The 26137-nt window shown below is 32.3% G+C and carries 23 protein-coding genes; 15 read left to right on the forward strand and 8 right to left on the reverse strand.

What is annotated here, in order from left to right; translation table 11 throughout:
• Positions 1–49 precede the first annotated feature (49 nt).
• Complete coding sequence (locus tag DFQ07_RS04390; protein ID WP_133535063.1) at positions 50–1273, reverse strand: metallophosphoesterase; 1224 nt, start codon at positions 1271–1273, stop codon at positions 50–52.
• A 170-nt stretch (positions 1274–1443) separates the two neighbouring features.
• Between DFQ07_RS04390 and polA the strand changes: the two genes are divergently transcribed.
• Positions 1444–4281 (forward strand): DNA polymerase I, encoded by a 2838-nt coding sequence (gene polA / locus DFQ07_RS04395; protein ID WP_133535064.1) that lies wholly within the window; start codon positions 1444–1446, stop codon positions 4279–4281.
• Here polA and DFQ07_RS04400 read toward each other — a convergent pair.
• Positions 4278–5234: a helix-turn-helix transcriptional regulator gene (locus DFQ07_RS04400; RefSeq protein WP_133535065.1), complete on the reverse strand. Its 957-nt coding sequence runs from the start codon at positions 5232–5234 to the stop codon at positions 4278–4280. The genes polA and DFQ07_RS04400 overlap by 4 nt on opposite strands.
• Positions 5235–5454: 220 nt before the next feature.
• Between DFQ07_RS04400 and DFQ07_RS04405 the strand changes: the two genes are divergently transcribed.
• Entirely contained in the window at positions 5455–5946 is a 492-nt protein-coding gene (locus tag DFQ07_RS04405; protein WP_133535066.1) for a DinB family protein, read from the forward strand.
• 15 nt (positions 5947–5961) lie between these two features.
• The gene (locus DFQ07_RS04410) at positions 5962–6180 is read left to right on the forward strand and encodes a hypothetical protein (protein ID WP_133535067.1); all 219 of its coding nucleotides are present in this window, start codon (positions 5962–5964) and stop codon (positions 6178–6180) included.
• A 98-nt stretch (positions 6181–6278) separates the two neighbouring features.
• On the opposite strand, the gene DFQ07_RS04415 is transcribed toward DFQ07_RS04410, so the two are convergent.
• Positions 6279–7874: an Ig-like domain-containing protein gene (locus tag DFQ07_RS04415; protein ID WP_243743931.1), complete on the reverse strand. Its 1596-nt coding sequence runs from the start codon at positions 7872–7874 to the stop codon at positions 6279–6281.
• Positions 7875–7928: 54 nt separating this feature from the next.
• A complete protein-coding gene (locus tag DFQ07_RS04420) occupies positions 7929–8621 on the reverse strand; it encodes a ComF family protein (protein WP_133535068.1) in 693 nt (230 codons plus the stop codon).
• 56 nt (positions 8622–8677) lie between these two features.
• Here DFQ07_RS04420 and DFQ07_RS04425 point away from each other — a divergent pair, with 56 nt between their 5' ends.
• The 5 genes from DFQ07_RS04425 to DFQ07_RS04445 all read left to right on the forward strand — a co-directional run bounded on the left by DFQ07_RS04425 (position 8678) and on the right by DFQ07_RS04445 (position 13085).
• Complete coding sequence (locus DFQ07_RS04425) at positions 8678–9238, forward strand: class I SAM-dependent methyltransferase (RefSeq protein WP_243743932.1); 561 nt, start codon at positions 8678–8680, stop codon at positions 9236–9238.
• A 54-nt stretch (positions 9239–9292) separates the two neighbouring features.
• Positions 9293–10198 carry a hypothetical protein gene (locus DFQ07_RS04430; RefSeq protein WP_133535069.1) on the forward strand — a complete coding sequence of 302 codons (906 nt, stop codon included), beginning with the start codon at positions 9293–9295 and terminating at the stop codon, positions 10196–10198.
• A 42-nt stretch (positions 10199–10240) separates the two neighbouring features.
• Positions 10241–11119: a hypothetical protein gene (locus DFQ07_RS04435; protein WP_133535070.1), complete on the forward strand. Its 879-nt coding sequence runs from the start codon at positions 10241–10243 to the stop codon at positions 11117–11119.
• Positions 11120–11227: 108 nt separating this feature from the next.
• Positions 11228–12775 (forward strand): glycine--tRNA ligase, encoded by a 1548-nt coding sequence (locus DFQ07_RS04440; RefSeq protein WP_133535071.1) that lies wholly within the window; start codon positions 11228–11230, stop codon positions 12773–12775.
• A gap of 82 nt (positions 12776–12857) precedes the next feature.
• Entirely contained in the window at positions 12858–13085 is a 228-nt protein-coding gene (locus tag DFQ07_RS04445) for a hypothetical protein (RefSeq protein WP_133535072.1), read from the forward strand.
• 27 nt (positions 13086–13112) lie between these two features.
• On the opposite strand, the gene DFQ07_RS04450 is transcribed toward DFQ07_RS04445, so the two are convergent.
• Both DFQ07_RS04450 and DFQ07_RS04455 read right to left on the reverse strand, forming a co-directional pair.
• Positions 13113–14765, reverse strand: coding sequence for an SGNH/GDSL hydrolase family protein (locus DFQ07_RS04450; protein WP_133535073.1), 1653 nt, complete (start codon positions 14763–14765; stop codon positions 13113–13115).
• Positions 14766–14777: 12 nt separating this feature from the next.
• Positions 14778–17486 (reverse strand): TonB-dependent receptor, encoded by a 2709-nt coding sequence (locus DFQ07_RS04455; protein ID WP_133535074.1) that lies wholly within the window; start codon positions 17484–17486, stop codon positions 14778–14780.
• A 192-nt stretch (positions 17487–17678) separates the two neighbouring features.
• On the opposite strand from DFQ07_RS04455, the gene DFQ07_RS04460 reads away from it, so the two are divergent.
• Positions 17679–18608 (forward strand): bifunctional riboflavin kinase/FAD synthetase, encoded by a 930-nt coding sequence (locus tag DFQ07_RS04460; RefSeq protein WP_133535075.1) that lies wholly within the window; start codon positions 17679–17681, stop codon positions 18606–18608.
• Positions 18609–18670: 62 nt separating this feature from the next.
• Positions 18671–19945, forward strand: a complete 1275-nt coding sequence (gene serS / locus DFQ07_RS04465; protein ID WP_133535076.1) for a serine--tRNA ligase — start codon at positions 18671–18673, stop codon at positions 19943–19945.
• An 89-nt stretch (positions 19946–20034) separates the two neighbouring features.
• On the opposite strand, the gene DFQ07_RS15485 is transcribed toward serS, so the two are convergent.
• On the reverse strand, positions 20035–20178 hold the full coding sequence (locus tag DFQ07_RS15485) for a hypothetical protein (protein ID WP_166627718.1): 144 nt from the start codon (positions 20176–20178) through the stop codon (positions 20035–20037).
• A 122-nt stretch (positions 20179–20300) separates the two neighbouring features.
• Here DFQ07_RS15485 and DFQ07_RS04470 point away from each other — a divergent pair, with 122 nt between their 5' ends.
• The 5 genes from DFQ07_RS04470 to mgtE all read left to right on the forward strand — a co-directional run bounded on the left by DFQ07_RS04470 (position 20301) and on the right by mgtE (position 25448).
• Positions 20301–22076 (forward strand): tetratricopeptide repeat protein, encoded by a 1776-nt coding sequence (locus DFQ07_RS04470; protein ID WP_133535077.1) that lies wholly within the window; start codon positions 20301–20303, stop codon positions 22074–22076.
• A gap of 62 nt (positions 22077–22138) precedes the next feature.
• On the forward strand, positions 22139–22468 hold the full coding sequence (locus DFQ07_RS04475; protein WP_133535078.1) for a DUF4286 family protein: 330 nt from the start codon (positions 22139–22141) through the stop codon (positions 22466–22468).
• Between the two features lie 4 nt (positions 22469–22472).
• Positions 22473–23201 (forward strand): subclass B1 metallo-beta-lactamase, encoded by a 729-nt coding sequence (gene bla, locus DFQ07_RS04480; RefSeq protein WP_133535079.1) that lies wholly within the window; start codon positions 22473–22475, stop codon positions 23199–23201.
• 2 nt (positions 23202–23203) lie between these two features.
• Positions 23204–24007 (forward strand): 16S rRNA (adenine(1518)-N(6)/adenine(1519)-N(6))-dimethyltransferase RsmA, encoded by an 804-nt coding sequence (gene rsmA, locus DFQ07_RS04485; protein WP_133535080.1) that lies wholly within the window; start codon positions 23204–23206, stop codon positions 24005–24007.
• 91 nt (positions 24008–24098) lie between these two features.
• Complete coding sequence (gene mgtE, locus DFQ07_RS04490; protein ID WP_133535081.1) at positions 24099–25448, forward strand: magnesium transporter; 1350 nt, start codon at positions 24099–24101, stop codon at positions 25446–25448.
• On the opposite strand, the gene DFQ07_RS04495 is transcribed toward mgtE, so the two are convergent.
• Positions 25445–26122 carry a LysE family translocator gene (locus DFQ07_RS04495; protein ID WP_133535082.1) on the reverse strand — a complete coding sequence of 226 codons (678 nt, stop codon included), beginning with the start codon at positions 26120–26122 and terminating at the stop codon, positions 25445–25447. The two genes, mgtE and DFQ07_RS04495, sit on opposite strands and share 4 nt — an antisense overlap.
• Between the last annotated feature and the right edge of the window lie 15 nt (positions 26123–26137).

Consider the following 26137-nt stretch of genomic DNA (forward strand, 5'->3'; position numbering starts at 1 on the left):
CTAATTTTTTGTTAGGTAAATATTATTTTAATCTTAAAAAAGCTGTAAATCAAGCTTTTTTTAACTCAATTACGGTAATTTCAGGCCAAATTCCTACTCTACCCGGAAAAGCATGGTATCCAAACCCTCTATTTACATTAATATACCTTCCAAATTCTTCATATAAACCTGCCCATTGTTTATATATATATTTAGCAGGACTCCACTTAATCCATCCAGGAATTTCTATTCCGATTTGTAGACCATGTGTATGACCACTTAACGTAAGTTGATAGTTAAAATTGTCTTCCTTTACTTTATATTCCCAATGACTTGGATCGTGAGAAAGCAATATTTTAAAGTCATCCTGCAAAATTCCTTCAGATGCTTTTTGCAAATCACCTGCTTTGTTAAACCCTTTCCCCCAGTTTTCAATTCCTACCAGAGCTATTCTTTGCCCATTTTTTTCAATATAACGGTTTTCATTCAACAATAAATCAAATCCGATTTTAGGATGAATTTCTTTTACCGCTTTAAAATTAGCTTTCTTTTCTTCTAGTGAATTCCATTTAGAATAATCTCCATAATCATGATTCCCTAAAATTGAATATTTACCTTCAGAGGCCTTTAATTGAGAAAACACAGGTATCCAATCATTCATCTCGTGGGCAAAATTATTTACAATATCACCTGTAAATAAAATAACATCAGATTGTTGTTGGTTAATCAAATCTACTCCATACTGGATTTTCTCTTTATTATCAAAGCTTCCCGAATGAATATCAGAAATATGTGAAATAGTAAAACCGTCAAAAGCTTCAGGTAAATCTTTAAACTTTAATTGGTATTTCAGTACTTTATAATTGTGCTTCCCTTTAAAAATACCATACAACAAACTAGCAAAAGGGATAGCCGCTAACCCTAAAGCTACCTTTGCTATAAAGCTTCTTCTACTGGCAAGCGTTTTGGTTTCTTCTTTTGAAAAAAACGAAATTCCTTTTTGAATCAAGCGCACCACATCTTCCCCAAACATAATTATCAATATGATTAGCTTAGGTAACAACACTACTAAAAGGATTCCAACAGCCCACTGAAATTCTTTGGTTTGTCCAGAACTTCTATCTGAAGTAAGAATTACATAAAAGAAATTTAGGTATGCTAAAAGCCCTAATGATAACCATCCATAACGAATAAACTTACTTTTTGTCAACGTTCTTATTGCCTGAAAAGCATATGCTTCAAAAACAATAATTAACGCAGAAATGATGAGAAGTGTTACTAACCAACGAGACATATTTTTTTATTTACAAAAAACAAAGATACTGTGATTCTTAAAATTGGTTTTTAACATCTTGTTAAAGTTTTGTAGCTTTACCTGCAAAGTACACAATAGCTATAATTACCGACTTTTTTTTGTAAACACATCGGTATCAATAATTTATTTCAACAGGCTTAACATATATCATGGCAAATCAAAAACGACTTTTCTTACTCGACGCATATGCTCTTATTTTTAGAGGCTATTATGCTTTTATTAAAAATCCACGTATCAATTCAAAAGGATTAGATACCTCAGCCATTATGGGCTTTACCAATTCTTTAATGGATGTAATAAAACGTGAGAAGCCTGATTATTTAGCAGTATGTTTTGATAAAGGAGGAAGTGTAGATCGTGTAGAAGCTTTTGGTGATTATAAAGCCAACCGCCAAGAAACTCCAGAAGCCATACGTATTGCAATTCCTTATATTGAAAAAATATTAGAAGCGATGAAAATTCCTGCTATTGTAAAAGAAGGATATGAAGCTGATGATATTATAGGAACCCTAGCTAAAAAGGCTGAAAAAGAAGGTTTACAAACCTACATGGTAACACCAGATAAAGATTTTGCTCAATTGGTGTCTGACAATATTTTTATGTATCGTCCACCTCGTATGGGAAATGGTTATGAAAAATGGGGTATTGAAGAAGTAAAAGCTAAGTTTGAAGTTGAAGACCCGTTGCAAGTAATCGACTTTTTAGGTATGATGGGTGATTCTGTTGATAATATTCCTGGGTTACCTGGCGTGGGTGAAAAAACAGCTAAAAAGTTTATTGCTGCTTACGGTTCTATGGAGGGATTGCTTGCCAACACTCATGAATTAAAAGGCAAAATGAAAGAAAAGATTGAAGCTAACGCTGAACTTGGTTTACTTTCAAAACAACTAGCTACTATTATGCTAGATGTTCCTGTTGAACTAGAGTTAGACAAACTAATTTTTGAGCAACCTAATATTGAAGCTACTAAAGAAATTTTTACCGATTTAGAATTCCGTCGTTTAACAGATAATTTCTTAAAAACATTCGCTCCTTCTGAAGAAAGTCAAGATGGAATAAATTCAAACGTAACTGAGAAACCAAAAGCTGCTAAAGCAAGCACTTCTGGTCAATTTGACCTGTTTGCTACTCCAGGTAGTGGAAATACTTCAGAAGAAACCAACATCAACGGATATAAAACCATTGAAAACACCAAGCATTTTTACCAATTAATCAACACACCACTTTCAAGAAAACTTTTATTAGAAAAATTATTACAACAAAACTCCGTATGTTTTGATACCGAAACGACAGGTTTAAAAGCCCTAGAGGTTGAATTAATTGGAATTGCTTTTTCTTGGGAAGCTAATAAAGGGTACTATGTTGCTTTTCCAGAAGATCAGGAAGAAACTAAAACTATTTTAGAGGAATTCCGTTCATTTTTTGAAGCAGAAACAATTGAAAAAATTGGCCATAATTTAAAATATGACATCAAAGTATTGTCAAATTATGATATGCCTGTAAAAGGGAAGTTATTTGACACCATGATTGCGCATTACCTTATCAATCCTGATATGCGTCATAATATGGATGTACTTTCAGAGACTTATTTAAATTACCAACCCGTTTCAATTACTGAATTAATTGGTAAAAAAGGTAAAAATCAACTTTCTATGCGTGAAGTTGAGTTATCTAAACAAACTGAATATGCAGTAGAAGATGCTGATGTAACCTATCAATTAAAAGAACATTTTTCTAAGGAGCTAGAAAGCGGAAACGTTACCAAACTATTTAATGATGTTGAAACTCCGTTAGTGTCTGTATTATCAGCGATGGAAATTGAAGGAATTAACTTAGACACTGCCTTTTTAAAGTCCTTATCAGTAGAGTTAACCAAGGATATTCTACAGTTAGAACAAAATATTTACCAGCAAGCTGGTGAAGAATTTAACATTGCTTCTCCAAAGCAATTAGGTCCTATTCTATTTGATAAACTAAAATTAGTTGACAAACCTAAAAAAACAAAAACAGGACAATACTCGACTGCAGAAGATGTACTTTCTTATTTAGCGAAAGACCATCAGATAGTAGCTGATATTTTAGAATATCGTCAGTATAAAAAGCTTCAAAGCACCTATGTTGATGCACTTCCTAATGAGATTAATCCAAAAACAGGAAGAGTACATACAGTGTATGCACAAGCGGTAGCTGCTACTGGACGTTTAAGTTCAAACAACCCGAACTTACAAAACATTCCAATCCGTACAAAACGCGGACAAGAAGTACGTAAGGCATTCATCCCTAGAAATGAAAATTATGTCTTATTAGCAGCAGATTACAGTCAGATTGAATTACGAATTATCGCTGCTTTAAGCGAAGAAGAAACTATGATTAAAGCCTTTCAGCATGGTGAAGATATTCACGCTTCTACTGCTGCTAAAGTATTTAATGTTCCTATTGAAGAAGTAACTCGTGAGCAGCGAAGCAATGCTAAAACTGTAAACTTCGGAATTATTTATGGAGTTTCTGCTTTTGGGTTGAGTAATCAAACTGATTTAACTCGTTCAGAAGCCAAAGAATTAATTGACACCTATTATGCTACGTATCCTAAATTAAGAAGTTACATTGCCGAACAGGTAAATTTTGCTCGTGAACATGGCTATGTAGAAACTGTTTTAGGACGTCGTCGTTATTTAAAAGATATTAATTCTCGTAATGCTATTGTTCGTGGTGCGGCAGAAAGAAATGCCGTAAATGCACCTATTCAAGGTTCTGCTGCCGATATTATTAAGCTTGCCATGATTAACATTTACAGACGTTTTGAGCAAGAAAACTTTAAGTCAAAAATGCTACTACAAGTACATGATGAATTGGTTTTTGATGCACATAAAGATGAAATAGATATTATTAAACCTATCATTAAACAAGAAATGGAAAATGCTTTTAAGATGAGCGTTCCGTTAGATGTTGAAATTGATACAGGAGCTAATTGGTTAGAAGCGCATTAAAGTTTAGCAATCGCTTTTTCTAAAATATCTTGAACCTGAAGTTTTAAACTCTCAGGTTCAAGAATTTTAGCATAATCTGAAAACACGATGTACCATCTTGAAAATCCGTGTTCAACATAGGGTGTCATAAAAGTCATTTCTACTTGATTCCCTTTTACTTTTTCAGATACAAAGCCGTATTGTCTTTTACTGTTGTTTATATACCGTACTACACTTTTATCAACGGAAATAACAATTTTCGTTTTCGGGACATTTTGATATTGATCTCGATATTCGTCTAAGGTAATATGGTCTCTAGTAAAATTATGTTGAGTTGATTTAATAGCCAACATTCTATCAGTTCTAAACTGTCTATAATCATTTCTTAAATGACAAAAGGCTAATACATACCAAAACCCTGATTCATGATAAATACCAACAGGTTCAACAAAACGTTCAGAAGGAGTTTCACTATTTAACGCTTGATATTTTAAAAACACCTGCCTTTTTTCGGCAATACTTTCAAACAACGTTTCTAGTGCATTTGGCAAACTATCATTAAATAATTTATTCGTGGGATCGACCAATATTTGCGATTCTAAAGCAGAAATCCAATCTTTTTCACGACCACGCAATACCGATTTTAGTTTCATCATGGCAGATTCGTAGTAATTCCCCAACGATTTATCTACAAACTTTTGCATTAACTTTTCGGCAGCCACAAAACTACCTACTTCTTCTTTCGTAAACATAACAGGTGGTAAACGATATCCTTCCATAATAGAGTAACCAACCCCTGCTTCACTTATAATAGGCACTCCTGAAGCTTCAAGCGTTCGTATATCGCGATAAATGGTGCGTAGGCTAACCTCAAACCTATCAGCTAATTCTTGTGCTTTTACAATACGCTTGGACTGCAATTGGATAAGAATAGCTATAATTCTATCAAAACGTTTTACCGTATCTATACTCATAATGCAATAACATATTTCCCAAAGATAGGACTTCAGGTTGAAGTATGTTTTAAATTTTGGCTTCAACATAATGATTTCACTTCTTATGGTATACAAATAAACATACCTCAAGTGACAACAGCTTGTCAATAGTATTTTTTTAAAATTTATTTTTTCCTGCTGACATAAAGCTGTCACCTCCCCATAATAATTTTGGTTTCAAATAATAAAAATTACAATTATGGAATCAACAACAAGCACATTATTAGAACAAGGAATTACACCTTCTGATTTATTAAAACATTGGCAAGGACACCGAGGTTTAACCCGAAGAGTTATTGAAGCTTTTCCTGAGGAAGCCTTTTTTAACTATTCTATAGGAGGCATGCGCCCTTTTGCTGAAATGGTTATGGAGCTTTTAGGTATAGCGGGTCCTGGCATCAAAGAAATTGCTACCGGAAAAATCCAAGAATTAATTGAACAGGTAGACCACGGTAATAAAAAAGTAAAAATTCTTGAACTTTGGGATGAAGCTACCAATGAGATAAACACCTATTGGGAGCAGATAAAACCAGAGCAATTTCAGCAAAACATTAAAATTTTTGGTCAATATGAAGGTACGGTTTGGTCGTCAATCTTCTATTTTATTGATAATGAAATCCACCATCGCGGACAAGGCTATGTTTATTTACGTGCCCTAGGTATTGAACCTCCATATTTTTATGAACGTTAATCAAAATCATTTGAAATGAAAACAGTTTTAGTATTTAAAACATCTGTTACAAAAAACAAGGAGATAAAAATTGTGCAACCTACATTAAGCCGTTTAATTGCCAAAAACGACTGCTGGAATTTTGACCTAGAGGATTGTGATAATATTCTTCGAGTAGAAACCCAAAAGGTTAAAGCTGATGCCGTCTTAAAAGCATTACAACATCATGGATTTTATTGTGAAGAACTGTTATAAACAACAGAGTTGACAATCTACATCATTTCAAAAGAATAAGACAAAAATAATGAGAAGTTATAAGGTATAAAACTTCTCATTATTTTACTTAATGCAATTTATTTAATTACAAATGTTTCGTTTTGAATCCAGTTAGCTCTTAACTTAAACACAGTTTCTAAATAAAGTATTTGCTCTGGTTGTTTACGTTCTAAAAAGTTTCCTGTATCCCAAACATGATTATTATTCTCATCAATAATAGCTCTCACTCTGTATTCTTTGGGATCTAATAAGGTAAACTCTACTTTTTTAGATTCTGAAAGATAAACTGTTTCTATTACCTCATCTTTAACTAGCAATTGGACAATAACTGGATAAGGCGTTTCTTTTTTAACATCTAACACAATACTACCATAATCATCTACAGCACGCGTGGTAAATTTATAATCTAAAGTGTCGTTTGTGGTTTCATAAACATCGGTTATTCCTTGAGGCAATCCTTTAAAGATATAACCTTGCTTTGGTTTCTTATCGAACAACACCGCTAGTTTGTTAATCGATTGTTTTTTCAATTCAAAAGCTACATCTACAGTATCTTTATCAATCAATGAAAACTTAGACTTATCAAAAGAAACAATTGGATTGTTGGTTTGAATAAACATGGTATCATTTAAGTGTAAAACTCCTCTTACACTTGAAGAAACTGATAACGAATCTATCTTATTTTTACGTAAACGAACGGTTATGGTATCTTTAAAATTTTGATTACTTACTACAAAATTCAACGAATCTCTTTCTATTGGTGTATACCAATAGTTTAGTGTATCCTTATCTTCTTCAAATTCAGAAAACGACTTAAAGTCTTGTGGAACTTCAGATAACAACTCAACATTCATGTTTTCTTGTTTCCCTTCAAAACCAAACTGAATTTTCCCTTTTGTCACCTCTTTCCCTCTCTTAAATTCGTAAGGTTGAACTTCTTTAAAAAACCGAATTGGTTTGCTTACCACGCTATCAGCAGGTAATGTAATGGTGTCTGCAACAAAACCAATCTTATCTGTTTTGCTATTAAAAACATAGTCATTACCAGGTTCCTTTAAAGCCAACATTAAATACTTCCCTTCACGTAAATTGCTAAATTCAAAATTTGTAGAATCTAGCGTGCTGGTCACATAATTTGGTTTTTTCTTATAAATAATTGAATCATTATAAACACTATCTAACTTATACAACAATACACTCACTTCTTTTACTTCCTTTTTATCAAATGCATCGGCAACTGTTCCTTTAATCTTTAAAGAATCGATATAGTCTCCTGTAGAAAACACATATTTAAAACTCTCTAACTTATTGTTTTCGTTATTGTCTTGAACCGCATTTCCGAAGTTAAACGTATACGTAGTATTAGGCTGTAAAGTATCTAATATTTTTATATTGATGTATTTACTTGGCGTTCCTTGTGGTGTAATTAGTGGTGGATTTTTCATTGGTGGTGAAATCACCAATTGCTTTTGTAAATCTTTTAAAACAATATATTCATCAAACTCAATACGGATGTTATCATCATCAAAATGAATAGTTTCATAAGGCGGATTCGCTGTAACCATAATTGGTGCCGTTTCATCTTTTGGCCCTCCTTCTGGTCTTCCTTTACGTGCACAACTACTGATTACTAAAGCAAAAAAAGTTACTAAAACAAGGTGTTTATTTTTCACAAATTGGTGGTTTTAAATCCAAATTCAAAAGTAGTAAATTAAGATTGAATGCTATTAGCCTTTTTGCGTATATGCCATGGTAGCAATACTAATCGTTATGTTTTTAGTTTTCAACAGTTCATGGGCACAAGCTTCTAATGTTGCTCCAGTGGTTATTACATCATCAATCAACAAAACATGTTTGTTCTCAAAAATTGTATTATTAACGAGTTTAAATTTTGTTTTGTTATCTGAAAATCGTTCAAACCGTTGTTTTAATGACTGTGTTTTAGCTATAGAAGTTCTAAGCAGTATATTAGGTTTATATTCAATATTCAACGTTTCACTCAAGCTATTCCCAAACAATGTTACTTGATTATACCCTCTTTTTTTCTGTCTTTTAGGATGTAATGGTACAGGAACAATGTAATCAACATTGTTAAAAATTTTTGATTCTTTTAATTGGCTTCCAAACCAATCACCAATAAAACTTCCTATATCAGCTTGGTTCTTATATTTTAGCTGATGAATAAGCTTTTGTGTAATCCCGCCTTTTTGATAATACAAAAAAGATCGCACGTTTTGTACTGGTACTCTTCCATAAAAAGTTGATGTTAATGTAACATTTACATACTCATTATCGTCTATAATTGGTAGTTCGTTTTTACAAGCGATACACAAAAATTGTTCGTTAGGTAATAATACGATTTTACAATTAACACATAGATTAGGATAAAATAAATAGAATATATCTTTTAAAAATTGCATCTTTACAAGCCATTTTTTTATAAGAAAGATACAAAAAACAACAAGAAAACGATATTTTGGGTAAAAAGTTTAATTTTTTTAAAGAAGCTGTAAAAAATTATAAAACATCAGGAACCGTAGTTCCTAGTTCTAAGTATCTGGCAAATAAAATGCTAGAAGATCTTAATTTTAATACTGCAGAAGTAATTGTAGAACTCGGCCCTGGCAATGGCGCTATAACAAGACACATCTTAAAAAAAATTCAACCCAATACTGTATTAATTTGTTTTGAGATTAATGACGCTTTTTATAAAGAATTAAAAAAGATAAAACATCCTCAATTAATTGTTTTAAAAGCTTCAGCAGAAAATATTAAAGGAGAAATTGAAAAACTAGGCTACTCTAAAACCGATTATATTGTTTCTAGTTTACCTTTAACTATTATTCCAAAAGAAATATCTCATTCTATTTTAGTAAAAAGCTACAACTTTCTTGAACCTAAAGGCTTATTTATTCAATATCAATATAGCTTAAGCTATTATAAAAAGTTAAAAGAAGTTTTTGGAGACAGCATCAATTTAAGTTTCGAGCCTTTAAACTTCCCTCCTGCTTTTATTTATAAATGTGTTAAAAAATAAATAGTATATTAGCCCGAATTATAAAAAAATTATTCATCATATCCATCTTTTGTAATGATGACCCCTTCAAAAATAAAGCATAAAGGCTTTACCGCCTTTTTACTTCTCTTAGTGATTGTTATAGGATTTTTATCCTATCAAAACGCTGAAGAATATACTGAACTAAAAAAAGTTTTTGAACTTGAAAAAAACGAGTTAGAGTCTGAACTAACATCAATTATAACAGACTATAAAGAAACTTATTATAAAAAGAATGAATTTTCTTTAAAATTAAAAGATAAAATTCACAGGGTGGTTCAACTTAGAGATTCTGTTAAAAATTTAAAAGAAACAGACTATAAGTTTATCCGATATTACAGTAAAAAAACAAAAGAACTAGTTTCAGAAAACAAAATATTGTTCTCTAAAATTGACTCTCTTAATAAAATTAACGACAATCTACTTTCAAAAAACGACAGTGTTAATAAAGCCTTACTTAAAAAAGAGAACCAAAACACTAAATTAGAATCTATAAACCGTTTTTTACATAAAGAAAAACAAGTTTTAAAAGAAAAAATTGCGAGTGCAGAAGTAATTGAAATTTCAACTATAAAAGCGAAAGCTATGAAAAAAAGAAAAAACGGAAAATACACCTCAACAACTAGGTCTAACAAAACGGATGCTTTTAAAGTAACATTTGATTTATTAGAAAATAAAATCATAAATTCTGGTCCTAAAGAAATAGGCATTCAAATATTAGATGAACGTGACAATGTTGTTTCTCCTCTAAAAAAAGTACATTTGAAAAACAACAAAAAAATATGGTGCAGTGATGTACTTATTACTGAATATCAAAACGAACAATTATCAATAGTTTCTCTCGTTAATATTAGTAATGATAAAATAAATACCGGTATATACCATATTAATGCTTTTGTAAATGGTGTTCATGTCGGTAACAACACTATAGCACTTAAATAAAAAACACATATTAAAATTAACTAAATCAATCCCCCCTAAATCATGAACCAACAAAAAAAGAAAAATGCTTTAATTATTGTATTAGCAATCTTATCATTATTCCTTGTTTATTACTCATTTCAAAAATCAAATCAATACCAAAATCTTTATAAAATATTTCAAGAAGAAAAAGCTGAATTACAGCAAGACTTAGATGAGATGATTAAAGACTACACAGGTGTTGTAGTAGAAAAAAAACAGTTAGCCGATAGATTAAATATGGAGTTAACTAAAATGAAAAACTTAAGTGACTCTATAAAAGGTTTAAAATCTGAAAACTTTAATCTAATAAGAAAATACCGTAGAAGGTTAGCTAGTTTAGAACGTGAAAACAAAAAACTCTTTATACAAATAGACTCTTTAAATAGTGCAAATGAAGCATTGACTCAAGAAAATGTTATTGCCAACGAAATTTTACAACAAAAAGACAGTGCTAACATAACTTTATCTGAAAAAAATAAAGAACTTGAAGCTAAAGTAGCTATTGGAGGAATAATTAAAACAAGTCCTGTAAGTGCTATTGCTATGAAAGAACGCAGTAGCGGGAAATTAACTTCTACATCTAGATCGAGCAGAACAGATGCGTTTAGAATTAACTTTGATCTTTTAGAAAATCCTATTACAAGCCCTGGTGAAAAATTTGTTCACATTCAAATTATTAATGAAGACAAAAAAGTTGTTGCTTCTAAAGGAAAAACTGCTTTGAAAAATGGAAGCCAAATTGAATATACAGACTCTTTAGAAGTCAATTATAACAACACTAAATTAAGCTTAGTATCTTTAGTTTTGGTAAATCGAGATGATATTAAAAAAGGTAAATATACAATTAGTGCTTTTGTAGATGGTGTTTATGCAGGAAACACTACTTTAAATCTACGATAAATAGTATTTAGCACCTAATAAAACATAAAAAGTGAAGAGTTCTATGTAATTCTTCACTTTTTTCTTTTTCAATGCCTTTAGTTTAAATCCTTATTTTATTTTTGCAGAATGGCAAAACAAGAAGATCAATTTAAGAAAGTATTATCGCACGCTAAAGAGTACGGTTATGTATTTCAATCATCTGAAATTTATGATGGACTAAGTGCAGTATACGATTATGCTCAAAACGGAGTAGAATTAAAGAAAAATATTCGTGAATATTGGTGGAAAGCAATGGTACAAATGCATGAAAATATTGTCGGCATAGATGCTTCGATATTAATGCACCCAACCACTTGGAAAGCCTCAGGTCACGTAGATGCTTTTAACGATCCATTAATCGACAATAAAGATTCTAAAAAACGTTACAGAGCCGATGTTTTAGTAGAAGATTATTGTGCGAAAATTGAAGCGAAAATTGATAAAGAAGTAGCGAAAGCTGCTAAACGTTTTGGAGAAACTTTCAATAAAGAAGAATTTGTTTCAACTAACGGAAGGGTTTTAGGCTATCAAGAAAAAATCAACACAATTCTTGGTCGATTAGCAAAATCATTAGAAAATGAAGATTTAGCTGATGTTAAAGCTTTAATTGAAGAATTAGAAATTGCGGATCCACTAACTGGTTCTAAAAACTGGACAGAAGTAAAGCAGTTCAATTTAATGTTTGGAACACAATTAGGAGCATCCGCTGACAGTTCTATGCAAGTATATTTACGCCCTGAAACAGCACAAGGAATTTTTGTAAATTTCTTGAATGTGCAAAAAACAGGTCGTATGAAAATTCCTTTCGGAATTGCACAAACTGGAAAAGCCTTTCGTAATGAGATTGTGGCTCGCCAGTTTATTTTTAGAATGCGCGAATTTGAGCAAATGGAAATGCAGTTTTTTGTAAAACCAGGAACTCAAAAAGAATGGTATGAAAAATGGAAAGAAACTCGTTTAAAATGGCACTTGTCTTTAGGAATGGGGGGTGACAACTATCGTTTCCATGATCATGAAAAATTAGCCCATTATGCCGATGCAGCTGCCGATATTGAGTTTAAATTTCCTTTTGGTTTCAAAGAATTAGAAGGAATTCATTCTCGTACCGATTTTGACTTAAAAGCACACGAAGAATATTCTGGAAAAAAATTACAGTATTTTGATCCAGAAGAAAACAAAAGCTATGTACCATACGTAGTAGAAACATCAATTGGTTTAGACAGAATGTTCTTAGCTGTTTTCTCAAATTCATTACAAGAAGAAGAGCTAGAAAATGGCACTACTAGAACTGTATTAAAACTACCTGCCGTTTTAGCACCAACTAAAGCAGCTATTTTACCATTGGTTAAAAAAGATGGTTTGCCAGAAATAGCTCGTAAGATTGTTGATGATTTAAAATGGGATTTCAATGTTTCTTACGATGAAAAAGATGCTGTGGGTAGAAGATATCGTCGTCAAGATGCTGCAGGAACACCTTTCTGTATCACTGTAGATCATGATACAATAGAAAACAATACGGTTACCATTCGTCATAGAGACACTATGGAGCAAAAACGTGTTAAAATAAAAGAATTAAGCGACATTATTAAGCAAGAAGTCAACATACGTTCTTGGCTACAAAAAATAGAAGCATAGTCTTTAAAAATCACAAAATAAAACAAGAATCCTAAACATAACTGTTTAGGATTTTTATTTTTGCAATAGAAAACTACTTTGTATGAAAACAATACTCAAAATATTATTCATTATCTTTTTATTATGGATGGTAATAGGAGCTTATCTATTAAATATTGAACATCCAAAAGCTCAAATAGTAATGGGTTTAGGAGTCTTATTTATGTCTTTTATATTAATGCCCTTATTTATTTATCATAGATATAAAGATGGAAAGTATAAAAAATACATTATCAATAATGATAAGGACAAAAAAAAAGCTGAGGATTAATCCTCAGCTTTTTTAATATTCTATATATTACTGTAAAGTAGGTGAATAGTTTGTTGGGTAATTATCCGGTTTTGCTAAACCATCTTTTCCAATAGTAAAGTTAGATCCATACGTTGCATCAATAGCTGCTAACATTTTATTAGCCATTAAAGCATATCCTCTACCTGTTAAGTGAATTCCATCCAAACCAACTAAACCACCAGTTACCAAACTAGTATTCATGTTGTAATTTCCAAACTCTAAACCAACTGTAGAAGCTTCCTGTAAAATTGCTTTAAAATCTACGAAAGCATACCCGTTTGCATCAGCCATTGTCTTAAGACTTGTATTATAGGCATCTGTAGCAGCTTGAACTTCCGCTTGCTCACTAGGAACTAAAACCCATTTGTCTTCCAATGGTAAAGATACCCCTTCTACAGAAAACATTCCTGCTAACTGTTGTGGTAAACCTTGAGACATTAAAAATTGAACAGAATCCGTATTTATCTCTCCTATCACATTCTTACTAGGTAACACTAGTAAATCATCAGCTGTTGCTTGTCTTGCTTGCCCGTAATAAGCTCCTAATAAACCAGCAACTTTCTGTAAAGTAGTATCGTCTGTAGGTAACCCAAAACTTGCTACAAAAGGAGGAAAAGTTGGGCTAGCTAAAAAAGCTTGCGTCATTTGATCTCCAATATACACTAATGATTCATCCTTAATAACAACAGCACTAGCTGCATCTGTAGCAAAAACTATTGAACGCTCCGGAACTCCTAGCGCTGCAAAAACACCATTGATTGCTCCAAAAACATTGTTTAACGTAGGTATTTGTGAACCAAAACTTGGGTTACTTGGATCTAACGGTGCGTACGGTACAGTTGTAAAATGAGGCAAACTTGTAATATATGGTAAGTTTGCCACTACACCTTTTGCCCCAGTTGCTTTTAAGGCCGTTTCAACCGTGCCTAAAGCAAAATCAAAGGTTGCTGTAGATGTAATTGGGCTTGAACCGTCTCCTCCAGAGACAGCATATCCTAACACATCGTTTCCTCCAAACTCAGATAACGTAAAAAATGTTGGGCTTTGGCTAACTGCTAATTCAATAATAGAAGCATCTGTATTTCCAGCCACTCTTACAGCATAAGGATTAGCTGCTGCTGGGAAATTAGCTAAATTCCCATATCCTGGTGCAATAAAATGTGTACTTTTTGCTCCTGGTACCCCTACATTATTAAATGGTCCTGTTGGGTTATTTAGTGCAAAGTCTGTAGTAGATATTGCCATTGGGTTAACATTACTTAAAGATGTTGGCCCTTCACCATTAAAAGTTAATCTTACATCAAATAACCTTTCTCCAGTTACTGGATGTAGTACAGGATTTCCTGCTAAAATTAAACCTCCATAATTATCATTCATTAAGGGTTGTGTAAAATTTCCTCCGCCTACCATCGCAAATTTTTTAGCTAAAGTATTTGGAAAAGAATTTTCTTGACCTGCTTTAAACAAAGCATTGTCTGTAAAACCAGCTGTAAAAGATGCTCCAATGGCAACATACTTTGAAAAGTCTGCACTACCTGCACTTAACGCTATAGTGCTTTCTGCCTCTCCTTTTATTTCTGGTAAGTTATTATCTACATCACAGGCAACAAAACCTAAAAATAACGCAGATAAAAATGTATATTTTAATGTGTTTTTCATTGTTAATTTTTTTTAGTTATTGATTGTCCAAGAGATATAAAATTGAGAACCTACAGCACCAACTCCAGGAGCACTTAAGTACTCTTCACCTGTTAAATTAGAACCTCCTACTTTAAACACAGACTTAATTGAAGGAATAGAATAGTTAATTTGCGCATCAATAACAGTTCTTTCATCAACTGTACCTTCTAAGAAAGTAGATTGCCAATAAAATTCATTTTGCCAACGAGCACTAACATTAAATCCAAAATTTTCAAATAGGTTAGGGTGTCCAAACTGCATCTTAACTTTATGTTCTGGAGTATTAAAACCAGCTTCAAAATCTGGATCAGAAGCTTGGTCAAAATCAAACTTAGACCATGTATAGTTTAACCCTACATCAAATCCGTTAAAAATTTTAGTATTCAATCCTAAACCTACTCCATAAGAATCAACATCTACAGTTGAGTTTGTTTTTACGCTAAAAGTTCTTACTAAGTCTCTATTTGTTAAATTACTAACTGTAACTGGTGTGTTAGGGTCTACTAATACAACTACGTCCTTATTAGAAATAAAATCAGAATACATGTTGTAGTAAGTACTAAAATCAACCGATAACTTATTTTTTCCTAATGGAAGTGCTGCACGGTAACCAACCTCAAAAGATTTTACTTTTTCCGGCTCAACTAAATCGGTAGTCGCCAAAGTAGGATTCCCATTTGCTATTGAGTTAGCAGAATATCCTCTATCAAACACATCTTGACCTGTTAATGTAAATGTTCCCGTTGTTGTTACTGCTGGCGCAGAAAAACGCCCAATATTATCTGGAGCTGTTCCTAAAATAAATCCTGCTCCAGTTGCTAAGCCTATATATTGATCCTGTGTCGTTGGATTACGAAATCCTGTTTGGAACGATGCTCTGAAGTTATGATTTTTCATTTCTCCTGCTGCGTATGCTAACGAAACCCTTGGAGTAACATTTCCATCAAAATTATCTGACTTATCATAACGAACAGACCCCGTGAACTTTAAACGATCATCCATCATTTTCTTTTGAATTTGAGTGTATAACCCATACTCTCCATATTTAATTGGACCATCACTATCGGTATAAATAGTTCCATAAGAGTTCAATCTGTATTGTCTATATGACCCTCCTACTTGTACCTCAGCCCAATCGATATAATCTCGTAAATTTAAGTTACCATCAGCATGGTAATAACTTGTGTTATCTCTAAACTTTGAACCTGTTAATAAATCTGGATCCGAAGTTACTTCATTAAACAATCTTGTAAACTCTGCCGAACCAGGTTCTGGTCTACCTGTATCAGCTACTGCCCTAGCAGCTGCATGATTTGAAGCTGGAACACCTGGTATAGCACCTAAATACGCAGCTGCATATTGTTGGAACCAATCAGAATTAGATTTCCATTTACTGTTTATGTTAATAGCAGCGAAACGAGTATCGTATGAATCTCCTGCGTCTTCACCTGCATAATACCCTCTTACAAAGAAGTTTTTACCTCTTACTTCTAACTTATGTTGCTCCATAAAGAAGTTCGCTAAGTTATAACGGTTTTGTCCTTGATAGATAGTATTACCTCTACCATATTTAGAATTCCAAATAATTTCAACACGGTCATTACCTAAAGGACGATAATGAATAGCTCCATTGAATTTTACACTTTTAGCTTCGTTAGACATTAAGTCTACTTCTCTATATCCTGTTCTACTAACCTTTCCAATAGCTCCTCCTAAATTAACAGAAACTTCATCTCCATACACATTCGCTCCATCGTAGTTCGGATCATCAGCATGACTAGTGCCTGCAATATAAGTTCCACCTATACCTGTAGTATTTCTATAATCAGTTGCATGCCATTCTTCTCCTTTTAAGTAAGAAAAGCTAGCTTTAGCCGCAAAGTAATCATCAAAAGCATGTGCCATTTTAATTGTAGCATCATAATAACCATTATCTCCCGCTGCTTCTTGACTTGTTAATCCTGCTTTTAACCCAACACTAATTCCTTGTTCGTTAAAAGGATTTTCACTACGCATTAACATGATACCGTTAAATGCATTGGCACCATATAATGCTGAAGCAGCACCAGGCAAAATTTCAACACTTTTTACATCTACTTCAGAAATCCCTAATAAATTTCCTATTGCAAAGTTCAATGCTGGAGATGCATTATCCATCCCATCAACTAACTGAACAAAGCGCTCGTTACCAAAAGTAGCAAAACCACGGGTGTTCACTGTTTTAAAAGTTAAACCACCTGAATTGACATCTACTCCTTTTAAATTTTCTAATCCATCGTAGTACGATGCAGAAGCTGTATTCTTAATCGCTCTTGAATCAAAACGCTCAATAGTTACGGGTGATTCCATAACACGTTCTGGTGTTCTCGAAGCCGATACAACTACTTCATCTAAAGAAGTTGCATTTTCTGTTAAACTAACCTCAACCACTTGGTTATTTGTTGTTATTTCAACAGTTTTTGGTTGATACCCTAAAGAAGAGATTTCAATAGTAAACGGTGGGGTATCTGTTACCGTCATAGTAAACTTACCGTCAAAATCAGTAGAAGTACCTACTGCTTTTCTTGAAACCTTAATGTTTGCTCCCGGTATTGGCTCTCCTAACGAGGCGTCTTTGACTGTACCTGTAACGGTAGTCTGAGCAACCATTATTGCTGTGCCAAACAGCACAAATGCAACAAGTAATAGTTTTTTCATCATAATGTAAAATAATTTGTTAACTGTAGTGCAAAATACAATTTTTTTTCATTTGCGAAATATTTAGCTTTTTTTTTTACAATTCTAATAATTTATTACGAAAAAGTTTACTAATTCTAAATTTTATAATTTATTCCTGAATTATTATCTATCCTCTTATACAAATTGTATTTTTGCCTAAATTTATTTGTAACCTTGGAAATTACACATTCAATTTTCGACTTCATTCCTACCCAAAAAACAATAGTTACCATTGGTACTTTTGATGGTGTACATATCGGGCATCAAAAAATCATTGAAAAACTGGTGCATGAAGCAAAATCTAGTGGTAAAAAATCGGTATTACTCACATTTTTTCCACACCCAAGAATGGTGTTACAAAAGGATGTTACAATTAAATTGATTAACACTATTGATGAACGAGCGCAACATCTTGAAAAACTAGGATTAGATTATTTAATCATTCACCCTTTTAGTAAAGAATTTTCTAGACTTACTGCATTAGAGTTTGTTCGCGATGTTTTAGTTAACCAACTCAATATTTCAAAACTGATTATTGGTTATGATCATCATTTTGGAAAAAACAGGGAAGGTAACATTGAACAGTTAACCGAATATTCACACTTGTACGATTTTACTGTTGAAGAAATTCCTGCTCAAGACATTGATGAAGTTGCTGTAAGCTCTACCAAAATTAGAAGAGCACTTGCCAACGGACATTTAAAAACTGCTAACGATTATTTAGGATACAATTTTTCTCTTACTGGAAAAGTAGTGAACGGGAAACAATTAGGCGGGAAAATAGGATTTCCTACTGCTAATATTGATGTTGCCGAAAGTTATAAATTGATTCCGAAAACAGGAGTGTATGTAGTAAAATCTGTAATAGAGAATGTTACTATCTATGGAATGATGAATATTGGTAACCGACCAACAGTTGATGGTGAGCACCAAACCATTGAAGTGCACTTTTTCGATTTCAATCAAAATTTGTACGACAAAGAATTAACTATCGAGCTATTGTATTTTTTAAGGGATGAACAAAAATTCGATTCTGTTCCTGATTTAATTTCTCAACTACAAAAAGACAAACAAACTTCTTTAAACTACCTCAAAAACAATTAGCCTCTAGCATTGCTTAAGTCTCTTGCTTCTTTTATCTTTGCTTTTCTAAAAAAAATAAAAAGATGTTACAGGTTCAGTTTATTAGAGAAAACAAACAAACTGTTTTAGACGGATTAGCAAAACGTAATTTTGCTGATGCCGAAACAATTATTGAAGAAGTATTAACTGCTGATGAAACGCGTAGAACTACGCAAGTTTCTTTAGATAATATTTTAGCTGAATCGAACAAAATATCCAAAGAAATTGGTGGTCTTTTTAAATCTGGTGAAATTGAAAAAGCTAATCAGTTAAAAGAAAAAACTGGTGAGTTAAAAGAGCAATCTAAGCAATTAACAGAAGAATTAAATGTCGCTGCTGACAAACTAAACGAGTTATTATACCAAATTCCCAATATACCTCATGCTTCTGTAAAAGCAGGAAAAAACGAAGAGGATAATGAAGAAATTTTTAAAGAAGGAATTATTCCTGATTTAGGAGAAAATGCGTTACCTCATTGGGAATTGGCAAAGAAATATGACATTATCGATTTTGACTTAGGCGCAAAAATTACAGGTGCTGGTTTTCCTGTATACAAAGGAAAGGGAGCCCGTTTGCAACGTGCTTTAATCAACTATTTCTTAGATAAAAATACTGCTGCGGGTTATAACGAAGTACAAGTTCCTCATTTGGTAAATGAGGCTTCAGGTTTTGGTACAGGTCAGTTACCTGATAAAGAAGGACAAATGTACCATGTAACAGGTGACAACTTATACTTAATACCAACAGCAGAAGTACCTGTTACTAATATGTTTAGAGGTGATTTAGTACAAGAAAGCGATTTACCAATTACTGTAACAGGTTATACACCTTGTTTCCGTCGTGAAGCAGGAAGTTATGGAGCGCATGTTCGTGGATTAAACCGTTTACACCAATTTGATAAAGTTGAAATTGTTCGTATTGAACATCCTGATAATTCATACAATGCCTTAAATGGAATGGTAGAACACATTAAAGAAATTTTACGCGAGTTAAAATTACCTTATCGTATTTTACGCTTGTGTGGTGGTGATACAGGATTTACCTCTGCCCTAACATTCGATTTTGAGTTATACTCAACCGCACAAGAACGTTGGTTAGAAATTAGTTCGGCTTCAAATTTCGAAACCTTCCAAGCTAATCGTTTAAAATTACGCTTTAAAAACAAAGAAGGTAAAAGCCAACTAGTACATACCTTAAATGGAAGCTCTTTAGCCTTACCTCGTGTCTTGGCAGGTATTTTAGAGAACTATCAAACTGCTGACGGAATTAAAATTCCAGAAGTATTAGTTCCTTATTGTGGTTTTGATATGATTGATTAAAAATTTTCGTTTATAAAATAAAAAATCCCAAGCCTCAATTACGATGCTTGGGATTTTTAATTAATCAATCCCCATTGAAAAAAATATGTTTAGTTGGCAACTACAGCTACCATTAATCTCTTGTACTTGTTCATTTCTAGTAATGCTTCAAAATATTGAGTTATTTGACCTTTTCTCATAAACTCGTTTGCATTCTGCTTTGCTATCTCGTATTGTGTAGTAAAGTTTTTCATAGTATACATTGTTTAATTGTTGTTATCAATAAGACAAAGTTCGTGCCAAAATGTTACATTACTTTTCAAAAAACCACCACTTTTAATAGTATTTTAACAATTATGTTCTGTATTTTTGATAGATGAAAAGAGCCATTATTTTATTTAATTTACTGATTTTAAGTTTATTTAGTTACGCACAACAAAATGAGTTTATTATTGCTGAAAATTATTTTAGAAATAATGAATATGAAAAGGCAATTCAGCTGTATAAAGAACTATACAATCAAAGTCCTTACAATACGAATTACTTAAAAAGATTAATTACCTGTTATCAAGAAACTGAGCAATTTACTACTGCAGAGAACCTTCTTACTCAAAAACTAAAAGAAAAACCTAACTTAACATACTTACATGTAATTCTTGGCTACAACTTTGAACGCCAAGAAAAAATAGACAACGCCAACTATCACTATCAAATAGCAATTAAATCAATCGATAAAAAAACTAATTACGGATCTTTAATTGCTGGGTTATTTAAGAATTATAACAAATTAGATTTTGCTATTGAAGTTTATCAAAAAGTAATGTTGAACAACCCAAAGGCTAATTATGGTTTTCAATTAGCTCAAATTTATGGTGAAAAAGGAGATTTTGAACAAATGTTTGAATCTTACATAAGCTTAGTTGATAAAAACGATAATTATCTAAACAATGTAAAACGCTATACAGGCAAATACATTAATGACGATAGTGAAAATGAAAACAATATTTTGTTTAAAAAAGCATTATTACGAAAATCAATAAGTAATCCTAAAGATATTTGGAACGATTTACTTGCTTGGCTATTTATTACACAAAAACAATACAGCAAAGCATTTATTCAAAACAAAGCTTTATTGGCTAGAAATCCTGACAACTTAGGAAAAATTAATGAGTTAGGCGAAATTGCACTAGAAAATAAAGATTACGAAACAGCAAAGAAATGTTTCGATATAATTATTGAAAAAACCAACTACCCACAAGATAAGTTTAGAGCTATTAATAACAACTTAAAAATAGCAATTGCTACCAAACAACCCAATATTGATGAACGCTTTAATACTATTTTTAAAGAATACGGAATTAATAGTAAAACTCTGTTTACTCAAATAGCATATGCTAACTATTTAACATTTACAAAAAACAATCCGCAAAAGGCTTCTCTCATTTTAAAAAACGCATTAACTTTTGCTAATTCAAAGTTTATTAAAGCCTCTATAAAATTAAAATTAGGAGATGTTTTAGTGTACATGGGTAAATTTAATACAGCTTTAATTTATTTTTCTCAGGTACAAACACAATTTAAAAACCATTATCTAGGTCAAGAAGCTCGTTTTAAAGTGGCACAAACTTCTTATTTTAAGAATGATTTTAAGTGGGCTAAAGCGCAACTAAAAATTTTAAAAGGATCTGCAACCCAACTTATTGCAAATGATGCAGCCGATTTATTTTTAACCATTTCTGATAATGAACCTAAAGACAGTATTTCATCTGGGTTAAAAGAATATGCTAAAGCCGATTTGTTAGCTTTTCAGAATAAAAACGACGAAGCTATAGCTATTTTAAATAATATTATAATAACCTTTAAAGGACAACCTATTGAAGACGAAGCACTATTTAAACAAGCCCAATTGTTTATTAAGAAAAAACAATATGACGAAGCTATTTTAAATTATGCTAGAATCATAGCTTTAGATAAAAATGGGATTTATGTAGATGACGTGTATTATCATATGGCTGAGTTATACAATAACGAATTAAATAACCCAGAAAAGGCTAAAGAATACTATCAAAAGATTATTTTTGACCACCCATCAAGCATCTATTTAGTAGACGCTCGAAAAAAATATAGAAAATTAAGAGGAGACGATATTTAGCAAATCAATTGTAAAATTTGACAATGTATCAATTCTAACATTTCAAATAAAAAATAAGAAGCATGTACATATACAACGTAACAGTAAACATAGATGAAAGCATACACGCAGAATGGTTAACATGGATTGAGAGCCATATCCCAGAAGTATTGGCTACAGGACATTTTTTAAGTGCAAAAATGACACAAGTTTTAGTAGAAGAAGAAATGGGAGGTATCACCTATTCAATTCAATATACTGCAAAAACTCGTGAAGACTTAGACAATTACTACAAATACAGCGCTGAAAAATTGCGTAACGACGGATTAAAAAAGTTTGCTGATAAAATGCTTGCTTTTCGTACCGAGTTAAAAGTAGTAAATGAGTTTTATCCAACTGTAACTAGTAATTAAAATAATGAAAAGACTTTTTGTGCTACCGCTTATCTCTTTGATTCTTTTTAGTTGTAAGCAAGAAATAAATAAGAAAGATTTAAAAAATCTTAAAATTGTAAAAACATCACCTAATACCTACCAACATATTTCATTTTTAAAAACAGAAACTTATGGAAATGTTCCTTGTAATGGAATGGTGGTAGTAAATGATAACGAGGCATTAATTTTTGACACTCCTACGACTATAGAAGCCACAGAAGAATTAATTAAATGGGTAAAAGACTCTTTAAAGTGTGAGATTAAAGCTATCATTCCAACACATTTTCATGTAGATTGTGTTGGTGGCTTATCAGTGTTTCATAAAAATGGTGTTCCTTCTTATGCTAACCAAGCAACAACCGAGCTAATTAATGAAAAAGATGCCAGTTTACCACAAAACTCATTCAATGGGAAAAAGGAGTTTTTTTTAGGAGATAAAAAAGTAATTGCGCAGTTTTTTGGAGAAGGACATACAAAAGACAATATAGTAGGCTACTTCCCTAATGACAATATTCTTTTCGGAGGGTGTTTAATAAAGGCTAACAATGCCTCAAAAGGAAACTTAAACGATGCTAATATTAAAGATTGGTCATCAACTGTTAAAAAAATAAAAGAAAGTTACCCCAATATAAGAACTGTTATACCTGGACATGGAGATAGTGGTGATATAAAACTTTTAGATTACACTATTAATATGTTTGAAATTAAATAAATATGACCGTAAGAGCTAAAAAACATTTAGGACAACATTTTTTAAACGATGAAAATATCGCTAAAAAAATAGCTGATACACTTACCGAAAAAGGGTATGATAACGTGTTAGAAATTGGTCCTGGAATGGGCGTTTTAACCAAATATTTACTGGAAAAAAAGCCAAAAGTTACGGTAATGGAACTAGATTCAGAATCAGTAACCTATTTACAAGAAACCTTTCCTGTTGAACACATAAAACTCAATACCTCATCAGAAAAATTTACTATTATTGAAGGTGATTTTTTAAAGAAGAATTTTACAGAGATTTTTAATCAGCAACAAGTAGCTATTATTGGAAACTTCCCTTACAATATTTCGTCACAGATTGTTTTTAAAGCTATAGAAAACCGTGAGTTTGTTCCTGAATTTTCAGGAATGTTTCAAAAAGAAGTAGCGCAACGAATTGCCGAGAAAGAGGGTAATAAAACTTACGGAATATTATCGGTATTAACACAAGCTTTTTATGATGCTGAATATTTATTTACCGTACCTCCATCTGTGTTTAACCCGCCTCCTAAGGTAGATTCTGGAGTTATTCGTCTTATTAGAAAAGAAAACTATACACTTCCTGTTGACGAAAAGTTATTCTTCAGAGTAGTAAAAACAGCCTTTAATCAACGAAGAAAAATGTTGCGTTCAAGCTTAAAATCTTTCAATCTTTCGGATAGCTTAAAAGAAGACCCTATATTTGCGATGCGTCCCGAGCAATTATCGGTACAAAGATTCATTGAATTGACACAAAAAATAGCTCAGGACAATAGTTAAGAGATTATTAAAAGGTAAAGTAGCCCTTTCTTTAGCTTTAAATTAGATTTCGGAATATTCAAATCTCGATTATCGAGTAAAATCGTAAACGATGGCATTAGAGATCACTAAAGACTTATTAGAAAACGTACAAGATCTAATACTAAACCAGAAAGATAGTACCCTTTCTGAATTCTTTTCAGACTTTCACCACGCTGATATTGCAGAGGTATTAGACGAGTTATCGTTTGATGAGGCTGTATATATTATTCGTTTACTAGATAGTGAGACAACATCAGACGTGTTGATGGATGTTGATGAAGAAGTGCGCGAAAAAATTCTGGGACAACTTTCAGCCAAAGAAATTGCCGAAGAAATAGATGAGCTAGACACCGATGATGCTGCCGACGTTATTGCCGAATTACCCGAAGATCGTAAGCAAGAAGTTATTCAACAAATTGAAGATCGTGAACACGCCAAAGAAATTGTTGAATTATTACGTTACGACGAAGACTCAGCAGGAGGGTTAATGGCGAAAGAATTGGTAAAAGTGAATGAGAACTGGAATGTACTTACCTGTGTAAAAAAAATGCGTCAACAAGCTGAAGAGGTAACCCGAGTACACTCTATTTATGTAGTAGATGATGGAGGAAAATTAAAGGGGCGTTTATCATTAAAAGATCTATTAATGGCCTCTACCCGTTCAAAAATATCCGATGTTTATATTCCTAAGGTAGATTCTGTAAACGTACATGATAAAGCAGAAGAAGTCGCTAATATAATGCGCAAATATGATCTTGAAGCCATTCCTGTTGTAGATGAGTTGGGGGTTTTAGTCGGAAGGATTACCATTGATGATATTGTTGATGTAATTAAAGAAGAGGCCGAAAAAGATTATCAATTAGCTGCGGGTATTACGCAAGATGTTGACTCGGAGGATAGCATTTTACAATTAACAAAGGCAAGGTTACCTTGGTTATTTTTAGGTATGATTGGAGGCTTAAGTGCCGCAAGTATTATGGGAATTTTTCAAGATGCTATGGAAAAGAGTCCTATACTCTTTTTATTTACGCCTTTAATTGCTGCAATGGCTGGTAATGTTGGTGTACAATCATCAGCAATTATAGTACAAGGCTTAGCGAATGATGTAATTAAGGGTTCTTTATGGAATCGTCTATTAAAAGAAATTTCATTGGCGATGTTAAACGGAGTAATTCTCGCTATTTTACTATTCTTTTTTGTGTGGATAACTAAAGGAGATTTTCAGGTAGCTATTGCTATCGCTATTTCATTATTTTCAGTAATTATTGTAGCAGGTTTGGTAGGCACTTCTATCCCTTTAGCTTTGGATAAATATGGTATTGACCCTGCAATTGCTACTGGACCTTTTATTACGACCAGCAATGATATTTTTGGAATTTTAATTTACTTTTCAATAGCCAAAATCATTATCGGTTTTTAATCTATTGATTCTACTTTTTCAATTAGATTATCAATTTTTCCTTTCGGAATAAATCCTTTCAGCATTAATACAGCTCCGAAAACAATTAACAATACTCCCATCCCTCTTTTTATACGATAAATTACTAAAGGAGTCAACCTACTTTTTAACTGTTTAGCTAATAATATTTTTCCTAAATCGGTAAGAGCATATCCTGCTATTACCGTTCCAAAATACCAAACTAAGTACTTTGGATTCATATCATAAGTAGGACCTATAACTACAATTAACCCTAACCAAAAAGCTAAGACTCCAATATTAATAAAGTTTAAAAAAAAGCCTTTAAACATTAATTTTATATAATTGTTACTCTCTGGAATTATTACATCAGAAACTTCTGTTTCTTTTTTGTTATTTTTATCTAAATACGTAAGTAACCCATACACAATAAGTACCAAACCACCAATAAGAAATAGTCTTGGATCATCTTTTATTTCTTCTAACAGACTTCTACTACCATAATAGGCAATTAACATAAAAGAGATATCGCCTAAAATCACTCCAAAATCAAAAGCAATGGCTGCTCTAGCCCCTTTTAAAATACTGGTTTTAATCAACATAAAAAATACTGGCCCTATCATAAAAGCCATAAAAACACCTACTAAAAAAGCATTTTTAAAATCATAGAAATCCATAGCTATAAAATTATG

The sequence above is a fragment of the Tenacibaculum caenipelagi genome, from assembly GCF_004363005.1.
GTDB lineage: Bacteria > Bacteroidota > Bacteroidia > Flavobacteriales > Flavobacteriaceae > Polaribacter > Polaribacter caenipelagi.

Bases quoted from the DNA above. Each gene is read 5' to 3' on its own strand.
- DFQ07_RS04390 (WP_133535063.1), bottom strand. From the start codon at position 1,273: ATGTCTCGTTGGTTAGTAACACTTCTCATCATTTCTGCGTTAATTATT.
- polA (WP_133535064.1), top strand. From the start codon at position 1,444: ATGGCAAATCAAAAACGACTTTTCTTACTCGACGCATATGCTCTTATT.
- DFQ07_RS04400 (WP_133535065.1), bottom strand. From the start codon at position 5,234: ATGAGTATAGATACGGTAAAACGTTTTGATAGAATTATAGCTATTCTT.
- DFQ07_RS04405 (WP_133535066.1), top strand. From the start codon at position 5,455: ATGGAATCAACAACAAGCACATTATTAGAACAAGGAATTACACCTTCT.
- DFQ07_RS04410 (WP_133535067.1), top strand. From the start codon at position 5,962: ATGAAAACAGTTTTAGTATTTAAAACATCTGTTACAAAAAACAAGGAG.
- DFQ07_RS04420 (WP_133535068.1), bottom strand. From the start codon at position 8,621: ATGCAATTTTTAAAAGATATATTCTATTTATTTTATCCTAATCTATGT.
- DFQ07_RS04430 (WP_133535069.1), top strand. From the start codon at position 9,293: ATGATGACCCCTTCAAAAATAAAGCATAAAGGCTTTACCGCCTTTTTA.
- DFQ07_RS04435 (WP_133535070.1), top strand. From the start codon at position 10,241: ATGAACCAACAAAAAAAGAAAAATGCTTTAATTATTGTATTAGCAATC.
- DFQ07_RS04440 (WP_133535071.1), top strand. From the start codon at position 11,228: ATGGCAAAACAAGAAGATCAATTTAAGAAAGTATTATCGCACGCTAAA.
- DFQ07_RS04445 (WP_133535072.1), top strand. From the start codon at position 12,858: ATGAAAACAATACTCAAAATATTATTCATTATCTTTTTATTATGGATG.
- DFQ07_RS04450 (WP_133535073.1), bottom strand. From the start codon at position 14,765: ATGAAAAACACATTAAAATATACATTTTTATCTGCGTTATTTTTAGGT.
- DFQ07_RS04455 (WP_133535074.1), bottom strand. From the start codon at position 17,486: ATGATGAAAAAACTATTACTTGTTGCATTTGTGCTGTTTGGCACAGCA.
- serS (WP_133535076.1), top strand. From the start codon at position 18,671: ATGTTACAGGTTCAGTTTATTAGAGAAAACAAACAAACTGTTTTAGAC.
- DFQ07_RS15485 (WP_166627718.1), bottom strand. From the start codon at position 20,178: ATGAAAAACTTTACTACACAATACGAGATAGCAAAGCAGAATGCAAAC.
- DFQ07_RS04470 (WP_133535077.1), top strand. From the start codon at position 20,301: ATGAAAAGAGCCATTATTTTATTTAATTTACTGATTTTAAGTTTATTT.
- DFQ07_RS04475 (WP_133535078.1), top strand. From the start codon at position 22,139: ATGTACATATACAACGTAACAGTAAACATAGATGAAAGCATACACGCA.
- bla (WP_133535079.1), top strand. From the start codon at position 22,473: ATGAAAAGACTTTTTGTGCTACCGCTTATCTCTTTGATTCTTTTTAGT.
- rsmA (WP_133535080.1), top strand. From the start codon at position 23,204: ATGACCGTAAGAGCTAAAAAACATTTAGGACAACATTTTTTAAACGAT.
- mgtE (WP_133535081.1), top strand. From the start codon at position 24,099: ATGGCATTAGAGATCACTAAAGACTTATTAGAAAACGTACAAGATCTA.
- DFQ07_RS04495 (WP_133535082.1), bottom strand. From the start codon at position 26,122: ATGGATTTCTATGATTTTAAAAATGCTTTTTTAGTAGGTGTTTTTATG.